The following is a 15847-nucleotide window of genomic DNA, read 5'->3' on the forward strand; positions in this document are numbered from 1 at the left end:
ACTAAACACTTAGATGATGAAACAATTGAAATCTTTATTAATTGCGACTGTAATGTTTTTAGGAATCAGCGGAATGAATGCGCAATCAAAAACAGCTCATATTGATGTTCAGCAATTACTTTCAAAAATGCCGGAAATGACTACTGCTAAAGCGCAGCTAGAAACGTTAAGCAAAACTTTAGATGCCGAGTATTCAAAAATGGTAACTGAATACCAAACTAAAATGAAAAAATACGAAAGTGAAGCTCAAACGGCTGGTGATGCTGAAAATGAAAAAAGAGCTAAAGAAATGCAAGATATGGGACAAAGAATCCAACAATATCGTGATAATGCACAAAAACAAATTTCTGACAAAGAAACTGAAGTTGTAAAACCTATTATGGAAAAAGCTAAAACTGCTGTAATTAAAGTAGCTCGCGCTAAAGGTTTTCAATACGTAATGGATTCTTCTGCTTTAATTTTAGCCGATGGACCAAACTTATTTGAAGATGTAAAAAAAGAATTAAAATTCTAATTTTATCAAAATAAATCCTTAAAAACTGTCTTGTTATTTTCCTCAAGGCAGTTTTTTTTTATTTTTGTTTTATGAGTAATACAAAACCTATAGGCCTTTTTGATTCTGGAATCGGTGGCACTTCAATATGGAAAGAAGTACATTCTTTATTACCTAACGAGAATACAATTTATCTAGCGGATAGCAAGAATGCCCCCTATGGTAAAAAAACAAAAGAAGAAATCATTGATCTATGTTTTAAAAATGTTGATTTTTTACTGCAAAAAAACTGCAAACTGATTGTTGTCGCTTGCAATACAGCCACCACTAATGCTATAAAAGAAATGAGAGCTAAATACCATATCCCTTTTATAGGCATTGAACCGGCCATAAAACCTGCTGCTACTCTTAGTGAAACAAAAACTATTGGTATTCTAGCAACAAAAGGCACCTTAACTAGTGAGCTTTTTAATCGTCAGTTGGAAAACTATAGAAATGTAAGGATCATGGAACAAATCGGACATGGTTTAGTTGAACTCATAGAGGATGGCAAAATCCAATCTGGAGAAATGAGAAAATTACTAATTTCTTATTTAAACCCAATGATTGAAGCAGGAATAGACTACTTGGTATTAGGATGTAGTCACTACCCCTATTTAATTCCTGAAATAAAAAAAATAATTCCAGATTCAATAAAAATTATTGATTCGGGATTGGCTGTTGCTAAACAAACCAAATCTATCTTAGAACAACATCAGATAGTTAATACTCAAAACACAAAAGGCACCACTGTCTTTTACTCAAACAGTGATGCTGCCGTTCTAAAGTCAATTCTAGGGTTTAATAAAAATGTTTTAGAATTAGACTTTTGATATTATTCCTTAAACCAACTCGAATACATTACATAATTATTAGAAATACGTTCAATCTCACCAGCAAAATCACTCTGATTAATATCTTTTACTTTTTTAGCTGGAATTCCAGCATAAATGGTTCCTGATTCTACAACTGTATTTTGTGTTACTACAGACCCTGCTGCTACAATTGAATTACTTTCTATAACACAACCATCCATTACAATAGCACCCATACCGATTAACACATTATCTTTTACAGTACAGCCATGTACAATGGCTTTATGCCCTATTGAAACATTGTTTCCGATTTCTGTGGAATGTTTTAAATAAGTACAGTGTATTACTGCACCATCCTGAATATTTACCTTATTCCCTATTCGAATTGAATGTACATCTCCTCTAATTACCGCATTAAACCATACACTACATTCCGTTCCAAAAGTTACATCACCTACAATAGTAGCATTTTCTGCAACATAACAATCTTCAGGAATCAAAGGACTTTTACCATTAACTGATTTTACTAACATATTTATAAAGATAAAAGAGGGTGTCCTTAGAGGTCGCAACCTTATCCTTTCGACCCAAGGGAGACTCGAACGAAGTGAACGGACGAACAAATTACATCGTACTAATGATGTGACTCCTCCTGTTGCCGAAGTGACAAACTAAACGTTAAGCTACTACTTTTTTAGACCCCACATATTAATTTACTGAAGGACAATTACAATCGTATTTTTCACGCTTACAACCAAAATTATAACCTAACGTTAACTGATGAAAACCACCTGCATCAAACTTTATATTGCCTATAATATAGCTATACGTATAAGCTAATATAAATTTCTTATAATTAACTCCTACAATAGGTGTAATATATTGTAACCGTTGTTTTTCTATGACTTCATTTTTTATATATTGTGCACCATCAAAACTATTTCTATAAGACAAACCTGCCCAAAGCTTTCCAAAGTCCATATTTTTGTAAGCTTTTATATTTACGTCTAAACTTTTTTCTTTTGTTAATTCAGCAAATAAAAACATGATAGAAGGTTCGTATAATATTCTATCACGATTACCAAAAATATAACCTGAATTAACGATATATTTTCTTAAATTACTTGATTCGACATCAGTATAGATATTTCTACTTTTAAAAACTGTATTTTTTACGGTAGCATGGACATAGAAATCAAGAAAATTATAAGAGGCACCAAAATCAATATTATAATAACTTGCACTTTGTACTCCTCCTCCAATAATAGGATCGAAGGTAGTTCCAAATTTTGTTTCGTCTAATTGTAACTGATTTACCCCTACATTTACCCCAAAAGACAAACGATTTAAATCTATATCATTTCTAGAAAATAAAATATGATGCGCATAAGTAGCCTTAAATCCCCTATTAGAATGATTCCCATTACGATCATTAAAAAAAATAACACCTACACCTGATTTACCCTCTTGGTCCACACTTCCATTAACACTCAAAGTCTGCAAAGCAGGTGCTTTATCATTACCAAACCATTGCTGTCTCCCAGTAACTCTAATTTTCGCACAATTGGCAGCTCCAGCCATTGAAGGGTGTAATAAATAATAATTATCCGTTAAATAATCGGAATACACAGGGATCTCTACCTGACCATACAAAGACAGGCTCATGAATGCCAATACAAGTAATAGGTACTTCATCTTATTTTCAATATGAATCTCCAAAGTTAAACTATTTTAACCTACTGAAAATAATCCCGCACTACAATTCGATACATTTTCGTTAAAATTCTTATAAGTTTCAACAATCCCTTCTATTATCCTAAACTTCTTTAGTAAATTTGCGTATAAAAAAATCTTCCTTTATTGGAAAACAAATCACACTTTATACACATGAAACTAATTACCATAAAAGAAACTTCAAACCCTTCTATCTTAAAATTTGAATTCTCTTATTTTATCTGTCCCAATCAAAGTTTTGAATTTAAAAATGTAGACGAATGCGCTGATTCCCCCTTAGCCAAACAATTATTTTATTTACCTTTTGTAAAAACTGTTTATATCTCAGGAAACTTTATTGCCATAGAAAAATTCAGTATAGTCGAATGGAATGATGTAAAACATGATGTAGCAGAACAACTTGAAAATTATGTTAATGCGGGTGGTTCTGTTATCATAGAAAAAGAAATTAAAAAAATTGCAGTAACTGTTTACGCTGAAAGCACACCTAATCCTTCCGTAATGAAATTTGTAGCAAGTAGAATGCTTACAAAACAAATCGTGGAGTGCAAAAACATAGACGAAACAACTGCTTCACCACTGGCAAAGGCTTTATTTAGTTTCCCTTATGTAAAGGAAGTATTTATTGATGAAAACTATGTTTCTATTACCAAATATACGGTAAGTGAATGGCAAGAAGTAACCAATGAATTACGAACTTTCATTAAAGAATTTATAGAAAAAGGAAATATAGCCGTAGACGAGACGAAGATTACTGTTTTACAACAACAAGAAAAACAACAAATCTCAAATTTTGACAACTTAGATAGTACTTCTCAAAAAATCATTAACATTATTGAAGAATATATAAAACCCGCTGTAGCTTCTGATGGAGGAAATATACTATTTGACTCCTATACCGAAGAAGATAAAAAAGTAAAAGTAGTTCTTCAGGGAGCTTGTAGTGGTTGTCCTTCTTCTACTTTTACTCTAAAAAACGGTATTGAAAATATGCTAAAAGAAATGCTTCATGATCAAGAAATAACCGTTGAAGCTCTTAACGGATAACTCTTTTTTAGTTCTATGAGATTGCCTATAAAAACTACGTTAATTAGATTTTTCATTATCCGTTTCTAATTTGCAACAAGTATTTTAAAGGAACAATACAAAAATCATCTTGCTTATACTCAAAACAAAACATGAATGAGTGTGTCGAAAAAGATTGCAATGGCGCATTTTTATTAAGTATAAAAATCACATTACCTACTTTTATCATTGAAGCAACAAAGCAAATATTGAATTAACTTTTTTTAGACCACTTCTACTCATTCTACTTTAGAACAAAACATCTTTAAAACAAAACACTTCTTTCGAGGTGTTTTGTTTTATTTTTAACCCAAATAGATGCTAATGATTTTTAGTATTTTCGCAAATATTTTTTAGTTTTTCTTTCTTATCTTTTATGTAAAAAAATAAATTTGTTATCAAATACGCTTACAATGATTAATATAAACACTTTAGAAACTGTAAAAGAACACGCTATTACCTACGCAATTAACATATTAACGGCTGCCTTAATTTTTATTGTTGGGATATGGCTTTCTAAGTTTATTACAAAAACGACAAAAAAAATACTGATTAACCGTAATATAGAAATCACATTAGTTGAATTCTTAGAAGATTTAATTTATTGGACTATAAGAGGTCTCGTTTTTATAGCTGTTATCTCAAAACTAGGTGTAGAAACTTCTTCTTTTGTTGCTATTTTAGGAGCTGCCGGATTAGCTATAGGCTTATCACTGCAAGGATCTCTTGCTAATTTTTCCGGTGGTATTTTAATTATCTTGTTCAAACCTTTTAAAGTTGGAGACAAAATAGAAGTTCAAGGAGAAATTGGCAAAGTAGAAGATATTCATATTTTTTCTACTAAATTAACAACGGGAAATAATCAAGTAGTTTATATCCCAAATGGTATGCTTTCGAATGGTAAAATAAAAAATCATTCGCAAAAAAACACATTAAGAAATGATTTTACTTTTAACTTTTCAATAGATAAAAACATTAAAAATACAAAATCTAAATTAGACACATTGGTTCAAAATCATCCCTTAATTTTAAAAGATCCAAAACCAGAGATTTTCATTGCTACGATAGAACCCGAAACATTTAGTCTTTTAATTCGTGTTTGGACACAAAATAGCGATGCTGTAGCTGTAAAATCAGATTTACTAAATTCACTTTATAATCAATAATTTTGAATAACTTATAGCAACCGTAAAATTCATACAAGTTTAGACTTTCTAAAATAAACACACAAAGGTCTAAACTTTATGGATTCTTATTATTTTGTATTTAACATAAATTCTTTTAGATAAAAAGGTTCAAAATAGGCTACATCTACAAAATCCTTTTTTAAGAACTTTTGATGAGCAATTTCTATCATCTCTTTAGAAGAGGGGAAAATGGCCTGATCATGGTAAACAAATTGGGTTGTATTGAGTACCTCTTTACACTTAGAAGCACCGTCTCCTAACAAATGTATCTTTTCCTGAAACTCAAAAAATGTATTCGCCTCAATAATTTGAGATTCAACTTTTCGTTGTAGTGTATAATCTACAGAAAAAATAGCTGTATAACATTCCATACGCCTAGCATCTATCATAGGAATAATAAATCCTTCGGATACTTTTATTTGTCTAGCTAAAACCTCTAAAGTATCCACCGCAATTAGCGGAATACTTAAAGCATAGCACAAGCCTTTAGCAGCAGACACTCCAATTCTTAAACCTGTATACGAACCAGGTCCTTGGCTAACGGCTATTGCCCCCAAATCCTTGGGTTCTATCTGAGCTTCATTTAAAACCTCTTTTATAAAGATATGCAATTTTTCCGCGTGGGTATATCCCAATTCTGCTATTTCACGAACTGCAACCAGGCCTCCCTCTTTAGCTAAGGCTACGGAACAATTACGAGTAGCCGTTTCTAAATGTAAAATATAAGTCATAGATAATTATATATACCACAAAAGTACAATAATCATAAAAAACAGGATTGATTCATTTAAAAAAATGACTCAACCCTGTCAAACAACAAACTTTTTTATGATTTTTTTATTCTTCTTTATCCAATTTATTTAGGTTCTTTATCTTTAGAACGTTTTTTTACTTTATCCCCTGGATTTAATTCTTTTGTCACTGTCGTATAAGGCCCTGTAATGATTGTTTCTCCTTTTTTTAATCCAGAAAGGACTTCTATATAGTTATCATCTTGAACTCCTGTAGTTATTACTTTCAAACGCACTTTATCCTCTTTTTTAACAAACACACACTCATATCGTTTTCCTTCTTTAATTGGTTCATTTTCTTTTGAATCAAACTCTCCTTCATCATTTTCTAAATATACTTTTCTTGAAGATGTTGTATCTGTACGCATAACTACAGCACTGATGGGAACTGCCACGACTTTTTCTTTTTGAGTCGTAATAATATCCACTGTAGCTGTCATACCTGGTCGAAAAGGAGCATAATTTGTAGGTTTCCCTTTTGTTAATTCTGCATACGATTCTTTTAGTATTCTAACTTTCACCTTAAAATTAGTTACTTGATCTGCTGAAGTGGTTAAGTTAGCGGAGTTAGAAATACTTGTTACAATTCCTTTAAACATTTTTTTAAGGTAGGCATCCACTTGAACATTCGCCTGATCTCCTATTTCAATTTTTACTATATCGTTTTCATTAACATCTACTTCTACCTCCATATTATCGAGATTAGCCACACGCATTAATTCTGTCCCTGTCATTTGTTGTGTTCCTAATACGCGTTCACCTAGCTCAACAGCTAGTTTAGATACAGTACCAGACATAGGGGCATAAATGGTTGATTTTCGTAAACTTTCACGCGATTCATTAACAGTGGCTGTAGCACTTTCTACATTAAAATAAGCAGCTTGTCTTGCTGCTTTTGCACTTTCAAAAACGGCCAAAGATTTATCCCACTCAGCACCTGAGATAATTCCTTTATCATATAATTTTTTATTCCGTTCATAACTTGCTTTAGCTTCTTTGTATTGTGCCTCTACCTGTGATAAATTAGCTTTGGTATTAGAAAGTCCTGCTTGTGTACGATTTACTCCTTGTAAATACAATTGCGGATTAACCTTAGCCAACAAATCACCTTTTCGAACCATTTGTCCTTCTTGAACAGGTAGTTCTATAATTTCGCCTGAAATTTCAGATGAAATTTTCACTTCCGTTTCGGGCTGAATTTTACCTGTAGCTGAAACGGTTTCTATAATAGTTCGTTGCCTAACTTCTTGCCAGTCTACTTCAACAACAGAGGTAGTATTCCCTAATATTCCTTTTTTTTTCAAGCCTATTAATCCTATTATTAGAAATATAACGCAAGTAATGAGTATGTATTTAGTTTTTGTTTTCATTGGTTTAGTATTTAACATCAAAGAAAAAAATCTTTATATAAGTATATTTAATTCTTAATTTATAGAATTTAAAAAATTGGGATTCCAAAATAAAATTCTAAAATCTTGGTTCTAAAAATATAATCATATTTTGTACGCAATACCTCGGATTCTGCATTGCTTAATTGGGTTTGCGATTGGTTGTAATCAAAAACGTTCATCAATCCTACCTCATATCGTTCTTTTGCATAATCAACTGCTTTTTGCCTTGCTTGTAAAACAACCAACGCTGCTTCATACGCTTTTTGGGCTCCTCTCGTATCTGTATAAGCGGTATAAACTGTACGCTCAAGATCCAACATTTGTTGTTCTAGGGCTAATTTAGATTTTTGAAAAATAATTTTAGAGCGATTTACATTATTTTTTACAGCAAAACCGTTAAAAATTGGAATACTTAATTGCAATCCAAAACTGTGTCCTTTGTTGTCATTTATTTGTTGAAAAAAGGGGCTAGCTTCTCCCAATACAGGAACTGTATTAACAGAGGAAACTAAATCACCTGTTGATTGTACAAAACCTATTTTTTTAATTGGATTTTGTGAATCTATTTCAAATCCTTTAATCATTTTTGCATAAGAAACCCGCGTATTTAAATTATAATACCCTTGTAGGTTGGGTTGATAGGCTCCTTTTGCTATATCAATATCTTTTTGAGCAATTTCTAAATTTGTTTGTGCCAATTTTAGTTCTACACGAGTCTGTTTTGCTTTATTAACAATAACATTGGGCGTTTCTGCCAAGACTGCACTTAATTTGGCTTCAACTTCAGTATCGGCAATATCAAAAGTATCGTATTCTTTCAATTGTAGTAACTGAGCCAAACTTAATTTTGAAATTAATACCGCATTTTCTGCACTAACGACCCTTTGAGTATTTGTTGCAATTGTAGCATTTATATCTAATAGATCGCCTTTAGGAACTACACCAGCGTTTACTAACTCCGTTGTTTTCTTTTTTTGTTCTGTGCTAAATATCAACTGTTCTTGTTGTACTTTTAAACTTTCTTTATTAAATAAAACTTGCAAATAGGCATTTATAACATTTAGCGAAATATCTTCTTTTATCTTAGTCAACTGATATTCTGATGCTATTTTTGAGAGATTTGCCTTTCTTAATTGATTTTGATTTTGTAATCCTTTGTAAATATCTATACCAAATGTTATCCCCGCGGAGGTAAATTGTGTGGTTTGATTTTCTAACAAACCTGTAGTTATATTCTGATTCAAGCCAATATTCCAAGAATGGGATACAGTTCCACTAATAGAAGGTAAAAACCTAGCAAATGCCATTTTTTTATTTACTACTGCTATCTCTGCATCTAGAGAAGATTGTTGTATAACTATATTGTTTACCAATGCGTGGTTAACACATTCCTTTAAAGTCCACTTCTTCTCTTGTCCCTTAGTTCCAAACCCTATGAATATTAAAAAGATAAGTATGTGGGATGTCTTTTTCATTGTTTTAGTTTCTTCCATTTTTTAGTATAAAAGATTAGACTATCAAACAAGGTCTTTGTTACAATCAGTTTAAAAATAATTTTACTTTTGTGACAAAATCATTATCACATGAAAAAACTATACTATTCCTTTTTTATTATAACTACCAGTATCGTATTAAATAGCTGTTCCTCAACCCAAAAAATAGAATTGATGCAACCCGAACCAGACAAAGCTTTACCTGTAAGTTATCCTACTCATTTATCCTACATAAATTTTCCCATACAACTAACAGTAAAAGATATAGAAAATCAAACCAACAAAGCCTTAACTGGTTTAATTTATGAAGATAATAATTTAGAAGATGATAAAATCATGGTTAAAATCTGGAAGAATACACCACTTACCATGAATGAAAAGGATCAAAAATTACAAACTATTGTTCCTCTAAAAATTTGGGCAAAAGTAAAATACGGAACTTCTTTATTAGGAATTGATCTTTATGATACGCGCGAATTTAATCTAAATGCAACGGTACGTTTACTCAGCAACGTTAATCTAGAAAATTGGCAAGTAATTACCGAAACACAACTACAAAATATTGAGTGGAATGAAAGCCCAACAGTAAGTATAGCAGGCAAAGATGTAAAAATAACCTACTTAATTAATCCTACATTAAAGTATTTTAAGAACAAAATAGAAAAAAGTTTAGATGATGCTATTAGCAAATCATTAAATTTTAAAAAACAAATTACAGAACTAATGCAAAAAGCAAGTGAACCTCTAGAAATGAACAAAAACTATGAAACATGGTTGCGTATCAATCCACAAGAAATTCACTCCACTCAAGCTCTACTAAAAGAAAACAAAATCAACCTGAATGTGGGGCTAAAATGTCAAATAGAATCTTTGGTTGGACAAAAACCTCAAAATACATTTGAAAAAAACAAACTCGTATTTAAAACCACACAAGAATTACCTAATAAAATAACAGCATCTCTGGTTGTGCAATCTACCTATCATGATGCTTCTAGATTAATAAACACTAATTTTAGAGGAAAAGAATTTAGTTCTGGAAATCGAAAAATTAGCATTCAAAATGTTGCCATTTGGCATAAACAAGGGAAAATGATTATTGCTCTTGATCTTTTAGGCAGTCTAAATGGTCGTATCTATTTATCTGGCTTTCCTAAATATGACACGGAAAAAAAAGAATTTTATTTTGACGATTTAGATTACGCTTTAGAAACTAAAAATAAATTGATAAAAACAGCTAATTGGCTCTTTCAAAGTGCTATTCTTCAGAAACTAAAAACCAATTGTAGATATTCTATTGCTACCAATTTAGAAGAAGGCAAAAAAAATATCATTCAATATATGAATAACTATTCTCCTATACAAGGTGTCTACATCAACGGAAAACTAACACACATTGATTTTGACAAAGTACAACTTACTAACGAATCTATTTTAGGATTTTTAACCATTACAGGTAATTTGAAGGTGGAAGTAAATGGTTTACAGTAAATAGTTTTTTAAAAGGAGAGTTAGTTTTCAACTAACTCTCCTTTTTTTTATACATTTTATAAACATAATAACCTGCCAAACCAACCAAAATATAAGGAATTGCCATTAGGTAAACAATACCGTCATTTATTGCTTCTCCTTGTGCCACATCTCCTGTACTTTCTAAGGATGCACGACACATTGCGCATTGTGCTTTAAAGGTTATAGGAAATAAAACATGAGCTATAAAGAATAAAATATTTTTCATTCTTATATTTCTACTTTTTGTTCTAACTAACATAATATGGAGAAATCATTAAATATACGATAACACCTGTTACTGCGACATAAAGCCATAAAGGAAATGCCCACTTAGCAATTAGTTTATGACGATCAAAACTTCCAGTTAATGCCCTTACGTATGTTATCAAAACAATTGGAATAATCGCTATTGAAAGCGCAATATGCGTAATTAAAATAAAAAAGTAGATTGATCTCATGATTCCAACTCCTCCATAGGGTGTTGACTCCGCAGTCATGTGATAGGCTACATACATTCCTAAAAAAGCTACAGAACAAGCTATTGCTAATTTTATTAATCGCTCATGTAAACTTATATTCCCTTTTTTAATAGATACTACAGCCCAAACCAAAAGAATAGCTGTTAAACCGTTTATTGTTGCATAAATAGGAGGCAAAAAGGTTAAAGGTTCTACATGAAACCCAAAATCTTTCAATTTAACTTTAAACAACAAGGCGACTACTAGAGGAATAGCAACCGACAAAATGGCAATCCCTACACTATACTTTTTTTCTAGATTATTTCCCATACTATTTTTCTATTGAAATTAAAAACTATTACTGCTATTAAAAACTATTCAATATTTATTCTGCTAATAATTTTGATATATCTTGCTTGATTTGTTTGATTCCTTCGGGTTTTAATCCATCATAGTATACTATCGGATTGCCATAGTTATCTTTACGACAGCGTATATTTCCTTCCTTATCTATTAAAGCAAACATACCTGAATGTTCAAAACCTCCACTTACTTTCTTATTTTGCCCTACATATAAATTAAATCCTTTTTGAGCTAAATTGTATATCTTTTCTTGATTCCCTGTTAAAAAATGCCAATTCATTCCTTTTAAGTTCATACTTTCCGCATGATCTTTCAAAACTTTTTGGGTATCTGTATCAGGATTAATGGTAATAGATGCAATGCCAAAATTAGCATTGGAAGCAAAACTATCCTGTATCAATTTCATATTACGATTCATAATAGGACAAATAGTAGGACAAGTAGTAAAGAAAAATTCTACAACAAAAACTTTCTTTTTATAGGTTTCGTTTGAAATTGTTTTTCCTTCTTGATTAACCAAAGAAAACTTAGGTGCAGAACCTACGGTAAACAAATCACTTTTACCAACTCCTTGATCAACTATCGTACTCAAGCGATCACTTTTTACAATTTCTCCTTCTTTAATTCGCTTAATAATTTTTGGAATAAAAATAATCCCAAAAACTAAAACAACAAAACTAACTCCTATGTATGATTTGTTTTTCATAGTTAACTGATGTTATAATATTATTTTTTATCATGTAAACGAAAATTTTCTTTATTCTTATTTCGTTTTAAAGCCAAACGATATTCTCTCAAAAGTATTTTTATATCATCTGTCATTTCGTTATGCAAATCAGCAGCTGAAGTAGTGTTATAACTTTCTTTATATTCTTCTACCCCTTCTTTATTCTTACCTATACGTCCTCTATGATTAATATCTTTATCTAAAATAAACACTTCGGAAGTAGCACAATCATCTGAAAGTTTTCCTTTTAGTTTGAAAGAATCATAATAAGTTTGAATTTCAGGCTTAGAAGCAAAAACGATATGATAACCGGACATATTTTCGGTAAATCCTTTTAATTTTTCAAGCAATTCTTTTATTTGATTTTGGTTCCCATCAACCACCAAAAAAACAACTTGAAAGTCTTTAAATCCAACGTATTTATCATAAATTTTTTGGTTAAAATTAAATACATTGCCTTGAATGCTCTTAATATCGCTTCCTAAAAATCCCATAACTGTTATTTTATCTCTTAATGTTACAGGTTCTTTATCTAAAGATTTCCATTGTTTAGGCAAATCAAGATTACGCTTTGAGATAGTAGGTAAAAACAGTTGGTTATGAGTAGCCGAGGCAAAAATCAAATAAATAACAATTGGCAAAACCAACAAGATTATAAGTATTATTTTTTTCTTCATAATAAAGAATTTTGTGAGGATACAAAAATAAAAAAATCCCGATCTAAATCGGGATTCTTTATGAATTAATATGTTGTTAAAAATTCCACTTTATAGTTGAATTTTTGAACACCTCAAATACATAATCAGCCTCAACTAATAAGATAAAAACTAAATATATTATTAAGAATACTAATGGCGCTACTATAGACCATCGTAAAGAAGAAACTTCTCCTTCAAGGTGCATAAACGACCACATAATCCCGTATGCTTTAGCTACAGTTAAGATAATGAAGATCCAATTAAGTAAATTCGTACCTAAAACATTTGTAAAATAAAGTGAATCAGGCTTATAAATACCCAAAACAACTTCTATGATTGTTATAACAGAAAGTATTCCAAAAACTTTCCAAATTTTTCCCGCGTTCGATTCGTGTGCGTGTCCCATAATCTTACTTTTTTTATTATACTAAGTAGAAGAATGTAAATACAAACACCCAAACTAAATCTACAAAGTGCCAGTATAAACCTACTTTTTCAACCATTTCATAAGTCCCTCTTCTTTCATAAGTACCTAAAAGAACATTAAAGAAGATGATAATATTAATAACAACACCTGAAAGTACGTGAAAACCGTGAAATCCTGTAATGAAGAAAAAGAAATCAGCAAATAGTTTATTTCCATACTCATTTTGCTTTAAATTAGCTCCTTCAACTACTGATTTAGCTCCTTCCAATCTTTTTAAAGATTCCTCACGAGTTAAAACGATTTTTTGTTTTGTTTCTGGATTAACCTTTTCAGAACGGATTAATAAATCAGGATTTGCCTTAAACCCCTCTACCACTTCTGCAACTGATACAGAAGGCAATGCTGACTCATCGACAAACCACAACCCTTGATTACTTGTATGTTGTGTTCTTTCTTCTGGCAACTGTAACGCAAACTCATGCAAAGCTACACGTTTACCATTCTTATCAACAAATTGTAAAATTGACCCTCCTTTGGTTTCTACAGCACCATACTCGCCTTTGATAAAATTCTTCCATTCCCAAGCTTGAGAACCAACGAAGATTAAACCTCCGATAATAGTAAGGAACATATAGATTGCTACTTTATCTTTTTTCATTTGGTGCCCTGCATCAACAGCTAACACCATAGTTACAGATGAAAAAATTAAGATAAAAGTCATCAATGCTACATAATACATGGGAGCAGGTACTCCATGCATGAATGGGAAGTGAGTAAACACTTCATCGGCCAAAGGCCAAGTTTCAATAAATTTAAATCTTGAAAAACCGTAAGAAGCAAGGAATCCAGAGAAAGTTAAAGCATCCGAAACGATGAAGAACCACATCATCATTTTACCATAGCTTGCTTTCATAGGCTCGTTTCCGCCGCCCCAAACTTTACCTTCAGTACTTGTAGTAACTGTCGTTGCCATAGAATTCATTTTAAAAAGTTGTCAAATTTACATTTTTTATTTTTTATACGAAATACAAAAATAGAAACAAATATACCCAAAGAAAATCTAAAAAGTGCCAAAACATCGCACCTAGCTCTATTCCAGAGGTTTGAGTAGAATTATACTTTTGTTTATAATGATTATAAATTATAATTAACAAAGAAATCATCCCTGCAAAAAGGTGAACTAAATGCAACAAAGTCAACATATATAAGAATGAAGTTGTCACTGTACTTTCGCTTCCTGTAAAGTAATAACCCATTGCAATAATTTGACTAAATCCTGTAAATTGCAAAAAAACAAAGATCAAACCCAAAACAAAAGTTAACCCTAAGTACAGTGAAGTCTTAGAACGATTATCTTTACGTATCGCCAACTTAGCCAAATGAATTGTTATACTACTCAAAACAATTACAATTGTGCTAATTACAAACGCAGGAGGCAAAACCATATCATGCACCCAGTCTTTACGAGAAGCACTAACTAAATAAGCACTAGTAAGCCCCGCAAACATCATAAACATACTTAACATCCCGAATAACAAGATTAACTTGTATGAACGAACTTGTTTTTGCCTTTCTTCTTGTATAGTAATTTCCATTATCTTAAAAATTTATCTAAAACATACACTATTTGTAATAGCGATATGTAAGTTACACTCACTAACATTAAACTCTTGGCTGCTTTTGGTGTTTGTTGTTGATACAACTTAACCGCATACAATAACATCCAAATCCCCATACCTAAAACCAATACGGCTGACAAACTAGATAAATACAACTGTCCTGTATAACCAAAACTTGGCAAAACAGAAGCCACCACCAACCAAATTGTATACAAAATAGTTTGCATAGCCGTTGATTTATCTCGATTACCCGTTGGTAACATAAAAAAACCTCCCTTTTTATAATCATCAAACAAAAACCAGCCTATAGACCAAAAATGAGGGAACTGCCAAAAAAACTGAATCAAAAACAATGTACCCGCCTCAATTCCAAACTCATTAGTAGCAGCAACCCACCCTAACATAAAAGGAATTGCTCCAGGAAAAGCACCTACAAAAACAGATAAAGGCGTTTTAGTCTTCATAGGTGTATATACACTCGTATACAAAAAAATAGAAATAGCCCCGAACATGGCCGATTTCTCATTGATATTATACAATACAACAACCCCTAAAACAGCTAAAACAGTTGCTATAAAAAAAGCTCTATTTACTGTCATTCTTCCCGACGGAATAGGTCTATTTTTAGTACGATCCATCAAAGCATCCAAATCTTTCTCAATAATCTGATTATACGCATTTGAAGCACCCACCATACAATACCCACCAATGGTTAACATAATAAGGGTAATTACTGTATTCTGATTAATTTCATCAACTCCTAACATAAAACCAGCCAGAGAAGAAAAAACAACACTAACAGCTAAACCTGCTTTTGTTATTTCTTTGAAATCAAACAAAAAAGTTTTTAACGATAAAGATATTTTATGAGTAGCACTCAAAATAAAAATTTTAAAAATTGCGACAAAGATACATTTTAGTTTAAAAGTATAAAAATCTAAATTAACTTTAATTATATAGAAAGTCTTTTCTCATTAATGAGAAAAGATACAATTAACTCTAATTCTATTAAAATCAAAAAAATAGGATTTCATCTTT

General features: G+C 31.3%; 18 protein-coding genes. 5 read left to right on the forward strand and 13 right to left on the reverse strand.

From position 1 onward, the window contains the following. Positions 1–16 precede the first annotated feature (16 nt). On the forward strand, positions 17–514 hold the full coding sequence (locus HUE53_RS05665; protein WP_014165015.1) for an OmpH family outer membrane protein: 498 nt from the start codon (positions 17–19) through the stop codon (positions 512–514). 71 nt (positions 515–585) lie between these two features. Continuing rightward, complete coding sequence (murI, locus tag HUE53_RS05670) at positions 586–1365, forward strand: glutamate racemase (protein WP_014165016.1); 780 nt, start codon at positions 586–588, stop codon at positions 1363–1365. A gap of 2 nt (positions 1366–1367) precedes the next feature. On the opposite strand, the gene HUE53_RS05675 is transcribed toward murI, so the two are convergent. Both HUE53_RS05675 and HUE53_RS05680 read right to left on the reverse strand, forming a co-directional pair. Beyond that, positions 1368–1880, reverse strand: a complete 513-nt coding sequence (locus HUE53_RS05675) for a gamma carbonic anhydrase family protein (RefSeq protein WP_065212968.1) — start codon at positions 1878–1880, stop codon at positions 1368–1370. A 175-nt stretch (positions 1881–2055) separates the two neighbouring features. Next, the gene (locus HUE53_RS05680) at positions 2056–3042 is read right to left on the reverse strand and encodes a PorP/SprF family type IX secretion system membrane protein (RefSeq protein ID WP_041253189.1); all 987 of its coding nucleotides are present in this window, start codon (positions 3040–3042) and stop codon (positions 2056–2058) included. Between the two features lie 192 nt (positions 3043–3234). On the opposite strand from HUE53_RS05680, the gene HUE53_RS05685 reads away from it, so the two are divergent. Both HUE53_RS05685 and HUE53_RS05690 read left to right on the forward strand, forming a co-directional pair. Next, a complete protein-coding gene (locus HUE53_RS05685) occupies positions 3235–4128 on the forward strand; it encodes a NifU family protein (RefSeq protein WP_014165019.1) in 894 nt (297 codons plus the stop codon). Positions 4129–4559: 431 nt separating this feature from the next. Further along, the gene (locus tag HUE53_RS05690; RefSeq protein ID WP_014165020.1) at positions 4560–5312 is read left to right on the forward strand and encodes a mechanosensitive ion channel family protein; all 753 of its coding nucleotides are present in this window, start codon (positions 4560–4562) and stop codon (positions 5310–5312) included. Between the two features lie 89 nt (positions 5313–5401). Here HUE53_RS05690 and tsaB read toward each other — a convergent pair whose 3' ends face one another. The 3 genes from tsaB to HUE53_RS05705 form a co-directional block, all read right to left on the reverse strand. Then, positions 5402–6064 (reverse strand): tRNA (adenosine(37)-N6)-threonylcarbamoyltransferase complex dimerization subunit type 1 TsaB, encoded by a 663-nt coding sequence (gene tsaB, locus HUE53_RS05695; RefSeq protein WP_014165021.1) that lies wholly within the window; start codon positions 6062–6064, stop codon positions 5402–5404. A 125-nt stretch (positions 6065–6189) separates the two neighbouring features. Next, on the reverse strand, positions 6190–7494 hold the full coding sequence (locus HUE53_RS05700) for an efflux RND transporter periplasmic adaptor subunit (RefSeq protein WP_041253190.1): 1305 nt from the start codon (positions 7492–7494) through the stop codon (positions 6190–6192). A gap of 68 nt (positions 7495–7562) precedes the next feature. Then, positions 7563–9008: a TolC family protein gene (locus HUE53_RS05705; protein ID WP_077225663.1), complete on the reverse strand. Its 1446-nt coding sequence runs from the start codon at positions 9006–9008 to the stop codon at positions 7563–7565. Positions 9009–9098: 90 nt separating this feature from the next. On the opposite strand from HUE53_RS05705, the gene HUE53_RS05710 reads away from it, so the two are divergent. Beyond that, positions 9099–10496: a DUF4403 family protein gene (locus HUE53_RS05710; protein WP_014165024.1), complete on the forward strand. Its 1398-nt coding sequence runs from the start codon at positions 9099–9101 to the stop codon at positions 10494–10496. 31 nt (positions 10497–10527) lie between these two features. On the opposite strand, the gene HUE53_RS05715 is transcribed toward HUE53_RS05710, so the two are convergent. From HUE53_RS05715 to cyoE, 8 genes are all read right to left on the reverse strand, one after another. Beyond that, entirely contained in the window at positions 10528–10743 is a 216-nt protein-coding gene (locus HUE53_RS05715; protein WP_162470278.1) for a hypothetical protein, read from the reverse strand. Positions 10744–10765: 22 nt separating this feature from the next. Next, entirely contained in the window at positions 10766–11305 is a 540-nt protein-coding gene (locus tag HUE53_RS05720) for a DUF420 domain-containing protein (protein WP_014165026.1), read from the reverse strand. 55 nt (positions 11306–11360) lie between these two features. Beyond that, complete coding sequence (locus HUE53_RS05725; protein ID WP_014165027.1) at positions 11361–12044, reverse strand: SCO family protein; 684 nt, start codon at positions 12042–12044, stop codon at positions 11361–11363. A 20-nt stretch (positions 12045–12064) separates the two neighbouring features. Next, positions 12065–12742: a hypothetical protein gene (locus tag HUE53_RS05730; protein ID WP_014165028.1), complete on the reverse strand. Its 678-nt coding sequence runs from the start codon at positions 12740–12742 to the stop codon at positions 12065–12067. A gap of 76 nt (positions 12743–12818) precedes the next feature. After that, on the reverse strand, positions 12819–13169 hold the full coding sequence (locus tag HUE53_RS05735) for a cytochrome C oxidase subunit IV family protein (protein ID WP_014165029.1): 351 nt from the start codon (positions 13167–13169) through the stop codon (positions 12819–12821). 16 nt (positions 13170–13185) lie between these two features. Further along, entirely contained in the window at positions 13186–14163 is a 978-nt protein-coding gene (locus HUE53_RS05740) for a cytochrome c oxidase subunit 3 (RefSeq protein WP_014165030.1), read from the reverse strand. 43 nt (positions 14164–14206) lie between these two features. Further along, positions 14207–14785 carry a cytochrome c oxidase subunit 3 gene (locus tag HUE53_RS05745; protein WP_014165031.1) on the reverse strand — a complete coding sequence of 193 codons (579 nt, stop codon included), beginning with the start codon at positions 14783–14785 and terminating at the stop codon, positions 14207–14209. Further along, complete coding sequence (gene cyoE / locus HUE53_RS05750) at positions 14785–15690, reverse strand: heme o synthase (protein WP_014165032.1); 906 nt, start codon at positions 15688–15690, stop codon at positions 14785–14787. The genes HUE53_RS05745 and cyoE overlap by 1 nt, the downstream gene beginning before the upstream one ends. Between the last annotated feature and the right edge of the window lie 157 nt (positions 15691–15847).

Origin of the sequence: Flavobacterium columnare (assembly GCF_014844295.1) — a bacterium.
GTDB classification, from domain to species: domain Bacteria; phylum Bacteroidota; class Bacteroidia; order Flavobacteriales; family Flavobacteriaceae; genus Flavobacterium; species Flavobacterium columnare.